The following is a 16297-nucleotide window of genomic DNA, read 5'->3' as shown; positions in this document are numbered from 1 at the left end:
AGCCGGCATGAGTGACTGGGGCGAGCACTTCACCTATCTGGAGCGGGGATTACCCTATCGGCGTTATGCCCGGCCCGAGCTGCTGCGCATCGGCCTGGTACTGCTGGATACCGACTACACCCTGGAGCGGGACTGGCAGCGGCTGCTTGGCGATGACATGGAGTGCTTCTGCACCCGGTTGACCACCACCGGGGAGGTGACGCCCCGAGCGCTGCTGGCCCTGGCGCCGAAGATCGAGGCCGCGGCCCGTACCCTGGTGCCGGGCCTGCCCCTGCACACCCTGGTCTTCGGCTGCACCTCGGCGGGGCTCTTGATCGGCGACCCGGCCATCGCCAGGACCTTCGCCGCGGTGCGTCCCGGGGTGGCGGTGACCCACCCCTGGCTGGCCCTGCGCGAGGCCCTGGCGAGCCTGGGGGCGCGACGTATCGCCCTGCTGACCCCCTATGTGCGGGAGCTCAATGCCGCCTTTTATGCGGCCTTCGAGGAGCTGGGCATCCAGGTCGCCGCGGTGGGGGGCTTCCACCTGCGTCGCGACGTGGATATCCCCGCGGTGGACCCGGACTGCCTGGGCGATGCCCTGGCGGTCTTGCTGGAGGGGGCCGAGGGGGTGGAGGCGGTGGTGATGCCCTGCACCAACCTGCGTGCCTTGGAACGGCTCGAGGCCCTGGAGGCCCGCTTCGGCATTCCCTGCCTCTCCAGCAATCAGGCCCTCTACTGGCACGCCCGACAACTGGCCGGGCGCCCCACCCATCTGGAGGGCTTCGGCCGGCTATTGGCGGGGTAGGGCGCTGGCGCTGGCACGTTATGGCCTCCCGGGCGAGGAGGATCAGCGACTTCGCCGGGATGCCGACGCGAAGCGAGCCGGGTAGCGCAAATCGACAGGGATGTCGATTTAAGACGTGCGCGTCTGCGACCGGCAAGAGGGACCTTGATCCGGCCTGGTGCGCGTCACCCGGCTCGCGTAGCGTCGGGGTTTCGTCCCGGCGGGAGCGAGCCTGCTTGCCCGGAGGCCGGCGGCTAGCAGCTATTGGCTTCCAGCTTCCAGCTCTCAGCTCAGTCGCTGGCCGGAGACGCAGGGGTGATAGAGGGGCTGGACGCTATTGCCGTCCGGATCCAGGCAGTAGAAGCTGCGGGCGCCATCGGCATGGTCATGAGGCGCGCTGGTGACCGTGACACCCTGGGCCTTGAGGTAGTCGTGCCAGGCGTCCACGTCCTCGGGGGTATCCACCACGAAGCCGAAGTGATCCAGGCGCTGGGGATCCTCGCCGGTGGGGGCCTTGGCGCGGCTCAGGGAGAGGTTGTCGTTGCCCAGGGTCAGGTAGACCAGGTCGGCATGGGCGCGACGCAGCACCTCCATGCCCAGCAGCTCCACATAGAAGCGTTCACAGGCCTCCAGGTCCTGCACCTGGAGGGCGATATGGCGCATGCCATTGAGGGGGGCGGGGCGTTGCATGGGCGCTTCCTTTGGTCATCGATTCGACTATGATATTTTGTGGAAAGTATTTCCATTTAAACCCGTCGTCAAGTCGAGGAGCCCCGAATGTTCTGTATCATCGTCAAGACCCAGCTCAAGCCCGGCCAGCGCGAGCGCTTCCTGGAAGCCATGCTGCCCAACGCCGCCGCCTCGGTGCGCGAGGAGCCCGGCTGTCATGTCTTCGACGTACTGGAAGACCAGCAGGACCCGAATCTCTTCTACCTTTATGAGATATACCGGGATGAAGCGGCCCTGGCCGAGCACAAGCTGACGCCCCACTACCAGGCCAGCCGCGAGGTCGTGAATCCCCTGATCGAACAGCAGAGCGTGATTCGTGCCGGGGTCCTGGCCACCAGCCCGGAGGTTCGCCAGGCTTGAGGCCGGAGTGAACCAAAGCCCCGGCGCTTCATCACAGCTGATAGATGTGACACGAGAGAGCCGGAGGGCCAGCCATGGGCAGCATGCGGTGGAATACTCGCCAGGGCATCATCCTCATACTGTCATTACTGTGCCTGGCCCTCGGTAGCGCCCTGGCCTGGTATGCCCACGCCCAGGAGTCACAGCGCAGCGCCTGGGTGCTGACCATCGACGGGGCCATCGGCCCCGCCAGCAACGACTACTTCCAGCGCGGCCTGCGCAAGGCGGCTGAGGCGGAAGCGGAGATCGTGGTGGTCAAGCTCAATACCCCCGGCGGCCTCGACGCCTCCATGCGCGAGATGATCAGCGCCATGCTCTCCTCCCCGGTACCGGTGGCCATCTATGTCTCCCCCGGCGGTTCCCGAGCCGCCAGCGCTGGCACCTACCTGCTCTATGCCAGCCATGTGGCCGCCATGGCTCCCGCCACCCACCTGGGTTCCGCGACGCCGGTGCAACTCGGCGGGGGCGGCATTCCCGGCATCGGTGATGATGACGACGATGACGGCAACGGCAATCCATCGAACTCCGCGGCCGCCGATGATGACGCCGCCGCTGACGAAGCCAGGGAGGAGGCGGCTTCCGACGAGGCGGTAGCCGATGAGGCCAGGGAGGAGGCCCCCGCGCCCCGGGACGAGCGGCGCCGCGGCGAGACCGCCATGGAGCGCAAGGTACTGGAAGACGCGGTGGCCTACATTCGCGGCCTGGCCGAGCGCCATGGGCGCAACGCCGACTGGGCCGAAGAGGCGGTGCGCGAGGCGGTGACCCTCACCTCCCGGGAGGCCCTGGAGCAGAACGTCATCGATGTGGTGGCCCGGGACATTCCCGACCTCCTGGCCCAGATCGACGGCCGCGAGGTGGTCATGGAGTGGGGCGAGCGGGTGCTGGAGACCGCCGACCTGGCCCTTGTCGACTACGACCCGGACTGGCGCACCCAACTGCTGGCGGTGATCACCAACCCCAACGTGGCCTACTTCCTGATGATCATCGGCTTCTATGGCCTGATCTTCGAGCTCTCCAACCCCGGCAGCCTGATTCCCGGCACCATCGGCGTCATCTGTCTGCTGCTGGCGCTCTTCGCCTTCCAGGTGCTGCCGGTCAACTACGCCGGCCTGGCGTTGATCCTGGTGGGGCTGGGGCTGATCGTTGGCGAGGCCTTCATGCCCAGTTTCGGGATACTCGGCATCGGCGGGGTGGTGGCCTTCGTGATCGGTTCGGTGATCCTGATGGATGCCGATCACCTGAGCATCTCGCTGCCGATGATCGGCAGCGTGGCGGGCCTGGCGGCGCTGCTGATGCTATGGGTGATGACCCGCTTCATGGGCCTGCGCCGGGCCCCGGTGCGCACCGGCCAGGAGGAGATGCTGCATGTGCAGGCCACCGCCCTGGAAGATTTCGAGGGCGAGGGCCATGTGCGTCTGCGCGGGGAGCGCTGGCGGGCCCGCGCCGCCCAACCGGTGCGCCGCGGCCAGGTACTCAAGGTGGTGCGCATCGAGGGGCTGACCGTGGAAGTGGCGCCCCTGGACGATGGCCACTAACGGCTATGCTGTCGAGGGTAGTGGCGAATTCGCAGCGACAATCGAGGAGTCTTGACCATGATGGTGACCTATCTCGTACCCCTGGTACTGGTGGTGATGTTCCTGGCGGCGGCGATTCGCATCCTGCCGGAATACAAACGCGGCGTGGTCTTCTTCCTGGGGCGATTTCAGTCGGTGAAGGGGCCCGGCTTGATCATCATCATCCCCGGGATCCAAAAGATGGACGTGGTGGACCTGCGGGTGATCACCATGGACGTGCCGGAACAGGACGTCATTTCCCAGGACAACGTCACCGTCAAGGTCAATGCGGTGCTCTACTTCCGGGTGGTGGACCCGGAGAAGGCGATCATCCAGGTAGAGAACTTTACCCAGGCCACCAGTCAACTGGCCCAGACCACATTGCGTTCGGTGCTCGGCAAGCATGACCTGGACGAGATGCTCTCCGAACGCGACAAGCTCAACGATGACATCCAGGAGATCATCGATACCCAGACCGAGGAGTGGGGCATCAAGGTCGCCAACGTGGAGATCAAGCACGTGGACCTCGACGAGAGCATGATCCGCGCCATCGCCCGCCAGGCCGAGGCGGAGCGGGAGCGGCGCGCCAAGGTGATTCACGCCGAGGGTGAGCTGCAGGCCTCCAAGAAACTGGTAGAGGCCGCCAATGTCATGTCCGAGAATTCCGGAGCCCTGCAGCTGCGCTACCTGCAGACCATGAGCGATATGAGCAACAAGAACGCCTCCACCATCGTGGTGCCCCTGCCCATTGACCTGGTCGAAGCCTTCCGCGAGATGAAGGCCTCGCCGGCGGCCCGGGCGCGTACCGCCGGGGGGGGCGAGGATGCCTCCTGAGTGCCATCAGGTACCGAGGGCCGCGAGGCAACCTTGAGTCCACGCCTGTCGTCCCGTCAGCAGGGCCTGTTGATGACCGCTGGTGGGGCCCTGCTGATCTCCCCGGACGCCCTGTTGATCAAGCTGATCGCCCTGCCGGATGCGGAGATCCTGCTGTGGCGAGGCCTGCTCACGGCCCTGGGCTTCGTGATCATCGTCGGGCTACGCCAGGGGCGCGGCTTCGTCGCCGCCTATCGTCGTTGCGGTATCACCGGGGTCGCGGTGGCGCTGCTGTTCGCCGGCTCCACCCTGGGCTTCGTACTGGGCAACCAGTACACCAAGGGCGGTAATGTCCTGATGATCCTGGCCGGCGCGCCGCTCTTCGCCGCCCTGCTGTCGCGGGTGTTCCTCGGCGAGCGCCAGCCCCTGGGCACCTGGCTGGCCATTGCCGCCTGCCTGCTGGGCACCGCCCTGATCGTCGGCGACGATGCCGGCACCGGCAGCCTGCTGGGCAACGGCTTCGCCCTGCTGGCGGCGCTCTCCCTGGCCGCCAACTTCACCCTCTGTCGCACCCGGCCGGGCATCGACATGAGCCCCATGCTGACCCTCTCGGGGCTGATCGTTGCCGGGCTGGCCGCCGCCTACGGCCTGGGTGGCGGTGCCGGCCTGAGCTGGCCGCCCGCCGAGCGCCTGGGGCTTCTGCTGTTGCTCTGCCTGGGGTTGCTGCCCCTGGGCTTCACCCTGATCCAGCGGGGCCCCCTCTACCTGCCCGCCGCCGAGGTGGGGCTCTTGATGCTGCTGGAAGTGGTGGTGGGCAGCCTCTGGGTGTGGTGGCTGCTGGCGGAACGTCCCTCGCCCTCGGCCCTGGTGGGCGGGGTCCTGGTGCTGGGCACCCTGGCCTGCAAGGGCGCCTTCGACCTGCGTCGCGAACGGCGCCTGAGGCGGCGGGTGCAGAAGGAAGGATAAGCTGGTAGAATTTGCGCTCCTCAAAATCAGCGCCCCCAGACATCCCGATGGCATCCTCGTGATTCGCCGCACGGGCCGGGCGCCAATGAAACGAGTAAGGGATTCTCCACAGGTGATCGACACCTCCTCTTCGCGCGGCATGACTCCGCCCTAGCGCTGCCTTTCCCTTCCGGGGGAGACGCGACCGTCGTCATGACGGCGTCACCCTCTGGCATCACTCTCGGTGCCATGCGCCCGCGTGCGCGACTCGTTTCACGATAACCGCTATTACCCACGCTCCTCGCTTCGAGTGCCGCTACCCCGGTGGGCGGTCGTGCGTCTCGGCGAGACATCACCCCTCGACTGGACCGTAGAATGATACGATCGATCAAGCAAGACTGGTTCTCCAATATCAAGGGCGACACCCTGGCCGGCATCGTGGTGGCCCTGGCCTTGATTCCCGAGGCCATCGCCTTCTCCATCATCGCCGGCGTCGATCCCAAGGTGGGGCTCTACGCCTCCTTCTGCATCGCCGTGGTGATCGCCTTCACCGGCGGCCGTCCGGGGATGATCTCCGCCGCCACCGGCGCCATGGCGCTGCTGATGGTGACCCTGGTGCGCGAGCATGGCCTGGAGTACCTGCTTGCCGCCACCCTGTTGACCGGGGTATTGCAGATCATCGCCGGCTACCTGCGCCTCGCCGAGCTGATGCGCTTCGTCTCCCGCTCGGTGGTCACCGGCTTCGTCAACGCCCTGGCGATCCTGATCTTTATGGCCCAGCTGCCGGAGCTGACCGGGGTCACCTGGCATGTGTATGCCATGACCGCCGCCGGCCTGGCGATCATCTACGGCTTCCCCTACCTGCCGGTGATCGGTCGCTCGATTCCCTCGCCCCTGGTGTGCATCCTGGTGCTGACCGCCGTCTATATGCTGACCGGCATGGAGATCCGCAGCGTCGGCGATATGGGCGAGCTGCCGGATACCCTGCCGATCTTCCTGTGGCCGGACGTGCCGCTCAACCTCGAGACCCTGATGATCATCCTCCCCACGGCGCTGATGCTCTGCGTGGTGGGCCTGCTGGAGTCGATGATGACCGCCACCATCGTCGATGACCTGACCGACACCAAGAGCGACAAGAACCGCGAGTGCAAGGGCCAGGGCATCGCCAATATCGGCTCCGGCCTGCTGGGCGGCATGGCCGGCTGCGCGATGATCGGCCAGTCGGTGATCAACGTGAAATCCGGCGGTCGCGGGCGCCTCTCCACCCTGATCGCCGGCGTGGTGCTGCTGATCCTGGTGGTCTTCCTCGCCGACTGGGTCTCGCAGATTCCCATGGCGGCCCTGGTGGCGGTGATGATCATGGTCTCCATCGGTACCTTCAGCTGGAGCTCCATCCGCGACCTCAAGAAGCACCCCCTGAGCACCAATATCGTGATGCTGGCCACCGTGGCGGTGACCGTGGGTACCCATAACCTGGCCATCGGCGTCTTCGTCGGGGTGCTGCTGGCGGCGATGTTCTTCGCCAACAAGGTGGGCAATATCCTCTATATCGGCACCGAACAGGGCGAAGGCGAGCGCACCTACCGGGTGGTGGGGCAGGTCTTCTTCGCCTCCTCCAACCGCTTCATGGAGGCCTTCGATTTCAAGGAGACGGTACAGAAGGTCACCATCGACCTCTCCCGGGCCCACTTCTGGGACATCACCGCCGTGGAGACCCTGGACCGCATCGTCATCAAGTTCCGTCGCGAGGGCACCGAGGTGGAACTGATCGGCCTCAACGAGGCCAGCGCCACCATCGTCGATCGCTACGCCGTGCATAACGACCCGGCGGCCGTCGAGCGCCTGATGGGCGGCCACTGAGTCGAGCGTCGAACGAGGGCCCTGGCCATCCGGCCAGGGTCAAAAGGTGGATGGGCGACGGCTGTCGTCCCTGATATCATTCGGGGTCGGTCTGCGGCTCCCCCTTTTTTCACCCCTTGTCCTTCAACGCCTATAACAGGGATTCCCAGTGACACTACCGAGCCAAGCGTGGCGCCGCTGCACCGCCAGCCTGCCGCGCCGTATTCCCCCTCCGCCATCCTCCACGACCGTGGCCGAACCCCGGGTTGGTTGTGGTAAGCGTCTGAGTCATCGGAGGCTTTCCTTAACCATTCCGAGCGAGTTTCGACCGTGGATAAGCCCGCCCAGCGAGGCCCCCTAGGGGTCCCAGGCGGTATCGACGATTACCGTGTTGTGCCTGCCGGCCCGAGGGCCGGTCAGGTGTCGTTTATCCGTTCGAGACTTATCCACCATGTCACAAGCCATTCCTGGCGCAAGCCAGACCCCGCGTTCGCCGGCCATGCTGCTGCTCGGCGGCGCCTTCCGCAATTTCCTCGGCAATTCGCCGCACTGGTACAAGGTCGTCATCCTCGCCTGCCTGGTCGCCAACCCCCTGGTCTACTGGACCCTGGGCGGCGACGAGGGCGGCCTGGTGCTGGGCTGGTTGCTGCTCGGCCAGTTCATCTTCACCCTGGCCATGGCCCTGAAGTGCTATCCGCTGCTGCCCGGCGGCCTGCTGGCCCTGCAGGCCGTCGCCCTCGGCCTGACCTCCCCGGAGGCGGTGCTCGGCGAGGTGGAGCACAACCTGGCGGTGATCCTGCTGCTGATGTTTATGGTGGCGGGGATCTACTTCATGAAGAGCCTGCTGCTCTTCACCTTTACCAAGCTGCTGATCCATGTGCGCTCCAAGTACCTGCTGTCGCTGCTCTTCGCCAGCATGGCGGCCTTTCTCAGCGCCTTCCTCGATGCCCTGACGGTGACCGCGGTGATCATCGCCATCGCCGTGGGCTTCTACTCGGTCTACCACAAGGTGGCCTCCGGCAAGAGCTATGACCATAGCCACGACCACAACGACGACGAGAGCGTGCGCGCCGAGCTGCGCACGGAGCTGGACGACTTCCGCGCCTTCCTGCGCTCGCTGCTGATGCACGGCGCCGTGGGCACCGCCCTGGGCGGCGTGGCCACCATGGTCGGCGAGCCCCAGAACCTGTTGATCGCCAAGGAGATGGGCTGGGGCTTCGGCGACTTCTACCTCAATATGCTGCCGGTGAGCCTGCCGGTGCTGGTGGCGGGGCTGCTCACCTGCCTGGCCCTGGAGAAGCTGCAGTGGTTCGGCTATGGCGTGGCCATGCCCAAGACCATCCGCAAGATCCTCAAGGACTACGACCACTACAAGGCCAGCAAGCGCACCAACCGGGAGCGCGCCCAGCTGATTGCCCAGGCCCTGGTGGCGGCCTTCCTGGTGGTGGCCCTGGCCCTGCACCTGGCCGAGGTGGGGCTGATCGGCCTGGCGGTGATCGTGCTGCTGGCCAGCTTCAACGGGGTCAGCGACGAGCACCAGATCGGCAAGGCCTTCCAGGAGGCGCTGCCCTTCACCGCCCTGCTGGTGGTCTTCTTCACCGTGGTCTCGGTGATTCATAGCCAGCACCTCTTCCAGCCCTTTATCGAGATGGTGCTGGCGCGTCCCGAAGAGGGGCAGGCGGTGCTGCTGTTCTTCGCCAATGGCCTGCTCTCGGCGATCTCCGACAATGTCTTCGTCGCCACCGTCTATATCGGCGAACTCAAGGCCGCCTTCCTGCGTGGCGACCTGAGCGCCGAGCAGTTCCGCCTGCTGGCCATCGCCGTCAACGCCGGCACCAACCTGCCCAGTGTGGCCACCCCCAACGGCCAGGCCGCCTTCCTGTTCCTGCTCACCTCGGCCATCGCCCCCTTGCTGCGCCTCTCCTACGGCAAGATGGTGACCATGGCCTTCCCCTATGCGGTGGTCATGACGGTGGTGGGGTACTGGGGCGTGACCCACTGGGTGAGCTGAGTCAAGAAAGGGCGCGGTGGCCACCCCACGGGGTGTTCACCGGCCCGGCGATAGGGTAGAAACGGGGTATACGCCAGCAAAAGGATCGAGCACATGACCGAGCAAGTAATGGCTGCCATCGATGGTTCGCGGTTTTCCACGGGCGTCTGCGACTATGCGGCCTGGGCCAGCCAGGCGCTGGAGGCACCGCTCACCTTCCTGCACGTGGTGGACAACCATCCCCAGACCGCCGAGGCGGACCTCTCCGGTAATATCGGCCTGGGCTCCCGGGAGCACCTGCTGGAGGAGCTGGCCAGCCTCGACGAGCAGCGCGCCAAGCTGGCCCAGGAGCAGGGCCGGCTGATGCTCCAGGCGGCCAAGGAGCGGGCCATCGCCGACGGCGTGGCGGAACCCGCCGGCCGCCAGCGCAACGGCACCCTGGTGGAGACCTTGACGGAGCTGGAGAACGACATCCGCCTGCTGGTGATCGGCAAGCGTGGCGAAGGCCACCAGCAGGACAGCGGCCACCTGGGCTCCAACCTGGAACGGGTGGTGCGCAGCTTGCACCGCCCCATCCTGATGGTCCCCGACACCTTCACCCGCCCCGAGAAGGTGTTGATCGCCTTCGACGGCAGCAAGACCACCCGCAAGGGCATCGAGATGATCGCCAGGAGCCCGCTGTTCCGGGGCTGCGAGTGCCATGTGGTGATGGTGGGGGCGGAACTGGCCGACCTGCGTGCCCAGCTCGACTGGGCGCTGACCACCTTGCGCGAGGCGGACCACCAGGCGGTGGGGGAGATCCTCAGCGGCGAGGTGGAAGAGACCCTGCGCAACTACAAGGAGGTGATGGGCATCGACCTGCTGGTGATGGGCGCCTATGGCCACTCGCGGATCCGTCACCTGCTGGTGGGCAGCACCACCACCGCCATGCTGCGCAAGGCGACGCTGCCGGTGCTGCTGCTGCGTTAAGCGCGCCCGTTACTCTCTGTGCGGTGGGCTTGGCCGCTAGCGCCGGGCCATGCCGGCTTGATCGTGGTTAAAAATCCTATGCAGAGATAGAAATGCATTTTCTTATGCTGCATTAGGCATGAAAAACGGGGTGAATCACCGTGATTAATGGGCGGGGTGCGTTATCATCTTGTTCTCTTTCGTCCCCGTTTCAATGAGGTAGCCATGAGCATCCAGCGTCACGACACCAAGACCCGCATGAGCCGCGCCGTCATCCATAACGGCGTGGCCCACCTGTGCGGCCAGGTGGCCGGCCCCGAGGCCCGCCACGGCGATATCACCGCCCAGACCGAGAGCATGCTGGCCCGGGTCGATGCGCTGCTCGCCGAGATCGGCTCCGATCGCGAGCACCTGCTCTCCGCCACTATCTACCTCAAGGATGGCGCCGACTTCGCCGCCATGAACGCGGTCTGGGACGCCTGGGTGCCCGAGGGCCACGCCCCGGCGCGCACCTGCATCACCGCCCCCATGCCCGCCGACGAGCTGAAGGTGGAGATCACCGTCACCGCCGTGGTGAAGGGCTAAGGCTCGCCGCCTTCGCGCCTGCCGTAAGAAACACCAAGGCCCGCCATTCGGCGGGCCTCGGCGTTTATGGGCATCAAAGCCGGCGCAGGCGCCAGATAAAGTAGCTGCCGCCGATCAGCGAGGCGACGATGCCGGCGGGGATCTCGTCGGGGAACAGCAGTTGGCGGCCCAGCCAGTCCGCCAGCACCATCAGCAGGGCGCCCAGTAGGGCCGCGCCGACGAGCTGGCCGCGGGCCCGGGCGAAGCCCAGCAGGCGCGCCAGGTGCGGGGCCAGCAGGCCGACGAAGGAGAGCGGCCCCACCACCAGGGTGGCGCAGGCGGTGAGCAGCGCCACCAGCAGCAGCAGCGCCAGCCGCGCCCGGTTGAGGCGGATGCCCAGGGCCTGGCTGCTGGCGGCGCCCAGCGGCAGGATATCCAGCCAGCGGGCGAAGGGCAGGGTCGCCAGGCCGAGAAGCAGGGCCAGGAGCGATACCGTCAGGGCGCTGCCCGCCTCGACGTAGTAGGTGGAGCCGGAGAGCCAGGCCAGGATCAACTGGCCGCGGGGGTCGCCGCCGGCCAGCACCATGGCGCGCACCGCATCGAAGAGGGCGGTGATGGCCACCCCGGTGAGCAGCAGCCGCTCCGGGCGCAGGCCGCTGCGGCGGTTGATGCCCACCAGCACCGCCAGGCTGGCCAGGGCGCCCAGGGTGCCCGCCGCCACCAGGGCCAGATTGCCCGGCGCCGGCAGCAGGAAGATCGCCGCCATCAGTGCCATGGCGCTGCCGCCGCTGATGCCCAGCAGCTCGGGGCTGGCCATGGGGTTGGCGGTCAGCCGCTGCAGCAGGGTGCCGGCCAGGGCCAGCAGCACGCCGCTGGCGGCGGCCGCCGCCAGGCGTGGCAGGCGCCACTCCAGCACGTCCCAATGGGTCAGCCACTGCCAGCCCTGGGCGCCCTGGCCCCAGCACAGGGCGACCACCAGGGCGGCGCCCAGTGCCAGGGCGAGCACGCCGGCCAGCCGCGCCGGGGCGGGATGGCGGGGGCCGAGCCCCGGCGTGGCCGTGGGCGGGGCCTTGTCGGCGAGGCGCAGCCGCGGGATCAGCCATAGCAGCAGGGGCGCCCCCAGGGCGGCGGTGGCGGCGCCGGTGGGAATCAGGGTCGGCAGCCAGGGCCCGGCGCCCTGCAGCAGCAGGTCGGTGGTGGCCAGCAGCAGGCCGCCGAGCAGGGTGGCGGCCAGCAGCCGGGCGGCCAGGCCACGCACCCCGGCCAGGCGCACCAGGTTGGGCGCCGCCAGGCCGATGAAACCGACGACCCCCACCACGCTGACCACGCTGGCGGTGAGGAAGATGGCCAGCCCCAGGGCGGCCAGGCGCAGGTGCTTGAGGGAGACCCCCAGGCTACTGGCGCTGGCGTCATCCAGCGCCAGCAGGCGCAGCGGGCGCAGCAGCACCAGGGCGGCCAGCAGGCCCAGGGCCAGGCGCGGGGCCAGGAAGGCGGCATCGCCCCAGCCATCCTGGGCCAGGGCGCCGGCGCCCCAGATCAGTAGCCCCTTGAGTTCCTCCTGGTGAAAGAGCAGCAGCACCAGGGCCAGGGCGCCAAAGTAGAGATTGACCACCAGGCCCGCCAGCACCACCACCAGCGGCGCCAGGCGCCGCCGCCAGGCCAGGGCCATGACCAGCCCCATGGCCAGGGCGCCGCCACCCAGCGCCACCCATTCCCGGCCCAGCAGCAGGCCTGGAGCCATCAGCGAGGCGGCCATCAGCGCCAGATTGGCGCCGCTGGCCACTCCCAGGGTGGTGGGGGCGGCCAGGGGATTGCGCAGCACCTGCTGCATCAGTACCCCGGCCAGGGCCAGGCCGCCGCCGGCCAGCAGTGCCATGGCCAGGCGCGGCCACCAGGCGTAGTGCAGCACCAGGCTGGCGGTATCGCCCGGGGTGACCGCGAACAGTGCCCGCCAGGCCGCGCCGGCCCCGCCTTGCCCGGCGAGGGTGACCAGGGCCAGGCCCAGCATCAGCAGGCCCAGCAGGGCGAGCCCCAGCCAGGGGGCCAGGCGTGGTCGATGCGGTTGGTGCGTTAGAGGCGTCGCGGTCATGGCTGGCTCTCCAGGGCATTGGCCAGGAGTTCGGCGAAGCGCACTGCCGAGGGCAGGGCGCCGAAGCTCCACACCGGTGGCAGGGTGATCACCCGGTCGGCCGCGACGCTGGGCTGGTGTTGCCAGAGGCCGCTATCGGCGAGCCGTGCCTCGACGCCCCGGGGGTAGGGTTCCACCACCACCAGGCGCGCCTCGAGGGTGGCCAGCTCCTCCAGGCTCGCCAGGCTGAAGCCCCAGGCATTGGTGGGGCGCGTCCAGGCGTTCTCCAGCCCCAGGCGCTCCAGCACCGCTTGGAAGAGGCCATTGGCGCCGAACACCCGCACATGGCGGGCATCCATGAATTGCACGATCAGCAGCGGTTCATTGGCCTCGGGCAGGCCCTCGCGCAGCTGGGCCAGGCGCGCCTCGCTGGCGTCGATCAGCGCCTCGCCGGCGGCGGGGTCCTCGACCCGCGCCGCCAGCGCCCGGGTCAGGGCCAGCAGCTGCGACCAGGTGGCCTCGCCGGGGGCATAGAGGGCCAGCTCGCTGACCGGGGCGATGCGCTCGAGGCGCGGCGTCAGGTTGGCGAACATCGGCGAGATTAGGATGCCCTCCGGGGCCAGGGCGGCCAGCCGCTCCAGGTTGGGCTGGCTGCGCAGGCCCAGGTCGATCACCGAGTCGGGCAGCGCCGGCTCTCCCACCCAGGCGTGGTAGGCCGGCACCTGGCCCACCGCCACCGGGGGATGGCCCAGGGCCACCAGGGTCTCGGCCAGGGTCCAGTCGAGGCTGGCCAGGCGGGGCGCATCGTCTTCCGCTTGGGCGAGGGGAGCGGTGAAGGGCGTGGTGAGCAGCAGGGCCAGGGTGGCCAGGCGCGCCAGGTGGCGGACTCGCAGCATGGCCTAGGGCACCACCGCCATGGGGTGGGCGCCGCTGGGGTGCGGCACCACCCGCAGCGCCAGGCCGTAGATCGCCTCCAGGGTGGCGTCGTTCATCAGCGCGGCGGGCTCGCCCTGGGCCAGCAGGCGGCCGCCGTGCAGGGCCACCAGGCGGTCGCAGTAGCGGGCCGCCAGGTTGATGTCGTGGAGGACGATGATCACCCCCAGGCCCAGCTCGGCGCAGAGGCGGCGGATCAGCGCCAGCACCTCCACCTGGTGGGCGATATCCAGGGCCGCCAGGGGCTCGTCGAGGAGCAGGAAGCCGCTGCCCTGGGCCAGCAGCATGGCCAGCCAGAGGCGCTGGCGCTCGCCGCCGGAGAGGGTATCCACCAGGCGGTCGGCGAAGCGCTCGGTGTGGGTCAGCGCCAGGGCGCGCTCGATGGCCGCCTGGTCCTCGGCGCCGTGGCGGCCCAGCAGGCCGTGCCAGGGGTAGCGGCCGAAGGCCACCAGCTCGCGGCCGGTCAGGCTGTCGGTGGCGGGCAGGTGCTGGGGCAGGTAGGCGACCCGGCGGGCGAACTCGCGCTGTCCCCAGGCGGCGAGCGGCCGGCCATCGAGACGCACCTCGCCGCCGCTCGCCGGCTGCTGGCGGGCCAGCAGCTTGAGCAGGGTCGACTTGCCGGAGCCGTTATGGCCGATCAGGCCATGCACCTTGCCCTCTTCGAGGCACAGCTCGGTGGGCTGCAGCAGGCGCTTGCCGTCCACCGCGAAGGTGGCGGCATGGGTCTCGAACATGGCGATTCTCCCGGCGGGGCGAGTCAATATCGGTTGCGAAGGTTAAGTCAAACAAGAAGCTTTATCAATCATGATGGCATGGTGTCGCCGGGGGAAATCCACTACCCTTAGCGGGCTATCAAGAAAGGAAGCCCCATGTCCCACACCTCCAGTTTCCATGCCCTGGTGCGCCTGCTGCGCTACGCCCGGGGCTATCGCCGTCGCATCGTCGCCGCCACCAGCTGCTCCATCATCAACAAGCTCTTCGATATCGCCCCGGAGATCCTGATCGGGGTGGCCATCGACGTGGTGGTCAACCAGGAGCGCAGCTTCGTGGCGCGCCTCGGCTTCGACACCCCCCAGGAGCAGATCATGATCCTGGCGGTGCTGACCTTCTTTATCTGGGCCGGCGAGTCGCTCTTCGAGTACCTCTACAAGATCCTCTGGCGCAACCTGGCCCAGCGCCTGCAGGCCGACCTGCGCCTGGACACCTACGAGCATGCCCAGCGCCTGGACATGGCCTACTTCGAGTCGAAGAGCTCGGGGCAGCTCGTCGCCACCATGAACGACGACGTCAACCAGCTGGAGCGTTTCCTGGACGGGGGCGCCAACTCGCTGATCCAGGTGGGGGTCACGGTGCTGGCGGTGGGCGCGGTCTTCTTCGTGATCTCGCCGCTGATCGCCCTGCTCGCCTTCACGCCGATCCCGCTGATCGTCTGGGGCGCCTTCTACTTCCAGCGCAAGGCCGGCCCCCTCTATGCCGACGTGCGCGAGAAGGTGGGCGACCTCTCCAGCCGCCTGGCCAACAACCTGGCGGGCATCGCCACCATCAAGAGCTTTACCAGCGAGGCCCGGGAGGCGGAGCGGCTGCGCCAGACCAGCGAGGCCTATGTGGAGGCCAACCGCCGGGCGATTCGCGTCAGCTCGGCCTTTATCCCGGTGATCCGCATGGCGATCCTGGCCGGCTTCCTGGCCACCTTCACCGTGGGCGGCATGCTGGCCCTGCGCGGCGACCTCAACGTGGGCGCCTACGGGGTGCTGGTGTTCCTCACCCAGCGGCTGCTCTGGCCGCTGACCGGCCTGGCCGAGGTGATCGACCTCTTCGAGCGGGCCATGGCCAGCACCCGGCGCATCCTCGACCTGCTGGGCGTGCCGATCACCGTCAAGGACAACGGCGAGGCGGCGCTGCCGGCGCCGGTGCGCGGGGAGGTGCGCTTCGAGGCGGTGAGCTTCCGCTATGCCAATGGCGGTGCGGGGGTGGAGGCGGTCGACCTCGCGGTACCGGCGGGGAATACCCTCGCCCTGGTGGGGGCCACCGGCTCCGGCAAGTCGACCCTGATCAAGCTGCTGCTGCGTTTCTACGACCCCAGCGCCGGTCGGGTGCTGATCGACGGCCAGCCCATCGACGCGGTGAGCCTCGCCTCCCTGCGCGGCGCCATCGGCCTGGTCAGCCAGGACGTCTACCTGTTCGAGGGCTCGATTCGCGACAATATCGCCTATGGCAAGCCGGAGGCCGCGGAAGCCGAGATCATCGAGGCGGCCCGTACCGCCGAGGCCTGGGAGTTCATCCAGGCCCTGCCCCAGGGCCTCGACACCCCGGTGGGCGAGCGCGGCGTGCGCCTCTCCGGTGGCCAGCGCCAGCGCCTGTCGCTGGCCCGGGCGCTGCTCAAGGACCCGCCCATCCTGGTGCTGGATGAGGCCACCAGCGCCGTGGACAACGAGACCGAGGCGGCCATCCAGCGCTCCCTGCGCAAGATCGCCCATGGCCGCACCGTGATCATGATCGCCCACCGCCTCTCCACCATCGTGCATGCGGACCAGATCGCCGTGGTGGAAGGGGGCCGAGTGGTGGAGCGGGGCAGCCATGCCGAGCTGCTGGCCGCCGAGGGGCGCTACGCCGCCCAGTGGCGGGTACAGACCGGCAGCGCCGAGGCGGCGGTCTCGTCGGTGTTCTGACGCCACCGGGTGGCTTCGCACTAGACGCATAACGGCGGCCCGAGGGCCGCCGTTTTGTGTGCTGGGCACGACTCACAAGCGGTA

Annotated in this window: 14 protein-coding genes; 10 read left to right on the top strand and 4 right to left on the bottom strand. The window is 68.2% G+C overall.

The window, feature by feature from the left end; translation table 11 throughout:
• Nucleotides 1-7: 7 nt before the first annotated feature.
• Nucleotides 8-784 carry a maleate cis-trans isomerase family protein gene (locus IHD13_RS02315; RefSeq protein ID WP_195859416.1) on the top strand — a complete coding sequence of 259 codons (777 nt, stop codon included), beginning with the start codon at nt 8-10 and terminating at the stop codon, nt 782-784.
• Nucleotides 785-1048: 264 nt separating this feature from the next.
• Here the strand turns inward: IHD13_RS02315 and IHD13_RS02310 are convergent, their stop codons facing one another.
• The gene (locus IHD13_RS02310; protein ID WP_195859415.1) at nt 1049-1453 is read right to left on the bottom strand and encodes a VOC family protein; all 405 of its coding nucleotides are present in this window, start codon (nt 1451-1453) and stop codon (nt 1049-1051) included.
• An 87-nt stretch (nt 1454-1540) separates the two neighbouring features.
• On the opposite strand from IHD13_RS02310, the gene IHD13_RS02305 reads away from it, so the two are divergent.
• The 8 genes from IHD13_RS02305 to IHD13_RS02270 all read left to right on the top strand — a co-directional run bounded on the left by IHD13_RS02305 (nt 1541) and on the right by IHD13_RS02270 (nt 10564).
• A complete protein-coding gene (locus IHD13_RS02305; RefSeq protein WP_195859414.1) occupies nt 1541-1852 on the top strand; it encodes a putative quinol monooxygenase in 312 nt (103 codons plus the stop codon).
• An 83-nt stretch (nt 1853-1935) separates the two neighbouring features.
• Nucleotides 1936-3426: an NfeD family protein gene (locus IHD13_RS02300; RefSeq protein ID WP_195859452.1), complete on the top strand. Its 1491-nt coding sequence runs from the start codon at nt 1936-1938 to the stop codon at nt 3424-3426.
• A gap of 57 nt (nt 3427-3483) precedes the next feature.
• The gene (locus tag IHD13_RS02295; protein WP_195859413.1) at nt 3484-4278 is read left to right on the top strand and encodes a slipin family protein; all 795 of its coding nucleotides are present in this window, start codon (nt 3484-3486) and stop codon (nt 4276-4278) included.
• Nucleotides 4279-4350: 72 nt separating this feature from the next.
• Complete coding sequence (locus IHD13_RS02290; protein WP_195859451.1) at nt 4351-5223, top strand: DMT family transporter; 873 nt, start codon at nt 4351-4353, stop codon at nt 5221-5223.
• Nucleotides 5224-5577: 354 nt separating this feature from the next.
• Nucleotides 5578-7062, top strand: a complete 1485-nt coding sequence (locus IHD13_RS02285) for a SulP family inorganic anion transporter (protein WP_195859412.1) — start codon at nt 5578-5580, stop codon at nt 7060-7062.
• 478 nt (nt 7063-7540) lie between these two features.
• Nucleotides 7541-9052 carry a sodium/proton antiporter NhaB gene (gene nhaB / locus IHD13_RS02280; RefSeq protein ID WP_195859450.1) on the top strand — a complete coding sequence of 504 codons (1512 nt, stop codon included), beginning with the start codon at nt 7541-7543 and terminating at the stop codon, nt 9050-9052.
• Nucleotides 9053-9145: 93 nt separating this feature from the next.
• Nucleotides 9146-10000, top strand: a complete 855-nt coding sequence (locus tag IHD13_RS02275) for a universal stress protein (RefSeq protein WP_195859411.1) — start codon at nt 9146-9148, stop codon at nt 9998-10000.
• 204 nt (nt 10001-10204) lie between these two features.
• A complete protein-coding gene (locus IHD13_RS02270; RefSeq protein ID WP_195859410.1) occupies nt 10205-10564 on the top strand; it encodes a RidA family protein in 360 nt (119 codons plus the stop codon).
• Nucleotides 10565-10637: 73 nt separating this feature from the next.
• Here IHD13_RS02270 and fhuB read toward each other — a convergent pair whose 3' ends face one another.
• From fhuB to IHD13_RS02255, 3 genes are read right to left on the bottom strand one after another with little or no spacing between them, the layout of a single operon-like run.
• The gene (fhuB, locus tag IHD13_RS02265; RefSeq protein ID WP_195859409.1) at nt 10638-12632 is read right to left on the bottom strand and encodes a Fe(3+)-hydroxamate ABC transporter permease FhuB; all 1995 of its coding nucleotides are present in this window, start codon (nt 12630-12632) and stop codon (nt 10638-10640) included.
• Entirely contained in the window at nt 12629-13507 is an 879-nt protein-coding gene (locus IHD13_RS02260) for an ABC transporter substrate-binding protein (RefSeq protein ID WP_195859408.1), read from the bottom strand. Before IHD13_RS02260 ends, fhuB begins: the two co-directional genes overlap by 4 nt.
• Nucleotides 13508-13510: 3 nt before the next feature.
• Nucleotides 13511-14278 carry an ATP-binding cassette domain-containing protein gene (locus IHD13_RS02255; RefSeq protein ID WP_195859407.1) on the bottom strand — a complete coding sequence of 256 codons (768 nt, stop codon included), beginning with the start codon at nt 14276-14278 and terminating at the stop codon, nt 13511-13513.
• Nucleotides 14279-14413: 135 nt separating this feature from the next.
• Between IHD13_RS02255 and IHD13_RS02250 the strand changes: the two genes are divergently transcribed.
• Complete coding sequence (locus tag IHD13_RS02250; RefSeq protein ID WP_195859406.1) at nt 14414-16213, top strand: ABC transporter ATP-binding protein; 1800 nt, start codon at nt 14414-14416, stop codon at nt 16211-16213.
• The last annotated feature ends 84 nt before the right edge of the window (nt 16214-16297 follow it).

The sequence above is a fragment of the Halomonas sp. 328 genome (assembly GCF_015645095.1).
In the GTDB taxonomy this organism is placed as follows: domain Bacteria; phylum Pseudomonadota; class Gammaproteobacteria; order Pseudomonadales; family Halomonadaceae; genus Bisbaumannia.
The sequence above is the reverse complement of the archived record's forward strand: the minus strand, read 5'-3'. Positions and strand labels throughout refer to the sequence as shown.

Bases quoted from the DNA above. Each gene is read 5' to 3' on its own strand.
- IHD13_RS02315 (WP_195859416.1), top strand. From the start codon at position 8: ATGAGTGACTGGGGCGAGCACTTCACCTATCTGGAGCGGGGATTACCC.
- IHD13_RS02310 (WP_195859415.1), bottom strand. From the start codon at position 1,453: ATGCAACGCCCCGCCCCCCTCAATGGCATGCGCCATATCGCCCTCCAG.
- IHD13_RS02305 (WP_195859414.1), top strand. From the start codon at position 1,541: ATGTTCTGTATCATCGTCAAGACCCAGCTCAAGCCCGGCCAGCGCGAG.
- IHD13_RS02300 (WP_195859452.1), top strand. From the start codon at position 1,936: ATGCGGTGGAATACTCGCCAGGGCATCATCCTCATACTGTCATTACTG.
- IHD13_RS02295 (WP_195859413.1), top strand. From the start codon at position 3,484: ATGATGGTGACCTATCTCGTACCCCTGGTACTGGTGGTGATGTTCCTG.
- IHD13_RS02290 (WP_195859451.1), top strand. From the start codon at position 4,351: ATGACCGCTGGTGGGGCCCTGCTGATCTCCCCGGACGCCCTGTTGATC.
- IHD13_RS02285 (WP_195859412.1), top strand. From the start codon at position 5,578: ATGATACGATCGATCAAGCAAGACTGGTTCTCCAATATCAAGGGCGAC.
- nhaB (WP_195859450.1), top strand. From the start codon at position 7,541: ATGCTGCTGCTCGGCGGCGCCTTCCGCAATTTCCTCGGCAATTCGCCG.
- IHD13_RS02275 (WP_195859411.1), top strand. From the start codon at position 9,146: ATGACCGAGCAAGTAATGGCTGCCATCGATGGTTCGCGGTTTTCCACG.
- IHD13_RS02270 (WP_195859410.1), top strand. From the start codon at position 10,205: ATGAGCATCCAGCGTCACGACACCAAGACCCGCATGAGCCGCGCCGTC.
- fhuB (WP_195859409.1), bottom strand. From the start codon at position 12,632: ATGACCGCGACGCCTCTAACGCACCAACCGCATCGACCACGCCTGGCC.
- IHD13_RS02260 (WP_195859408.1), bottom strand. From the start codon at position 13,507: ATGCTGCGAGTCCGCCACCTGGCGCGCCTGGCCACCCTGGCCCTGCTG.
- IHD13_RS02255 (WP_195859407.1), bottom strand. From the start codon at position 14,278: ATGTTCGAGACCCATGCCGCCACCTTCGCGGTGGACGGCAAGCGCCTG.
- IHD13_RS02250 (WP_195859406.1), top strand. From the start codon at position 14,414: ATGTCCCACACCTCCAGTTTCCATGCCCTGGTGCGCCTGCTGCGCTAC.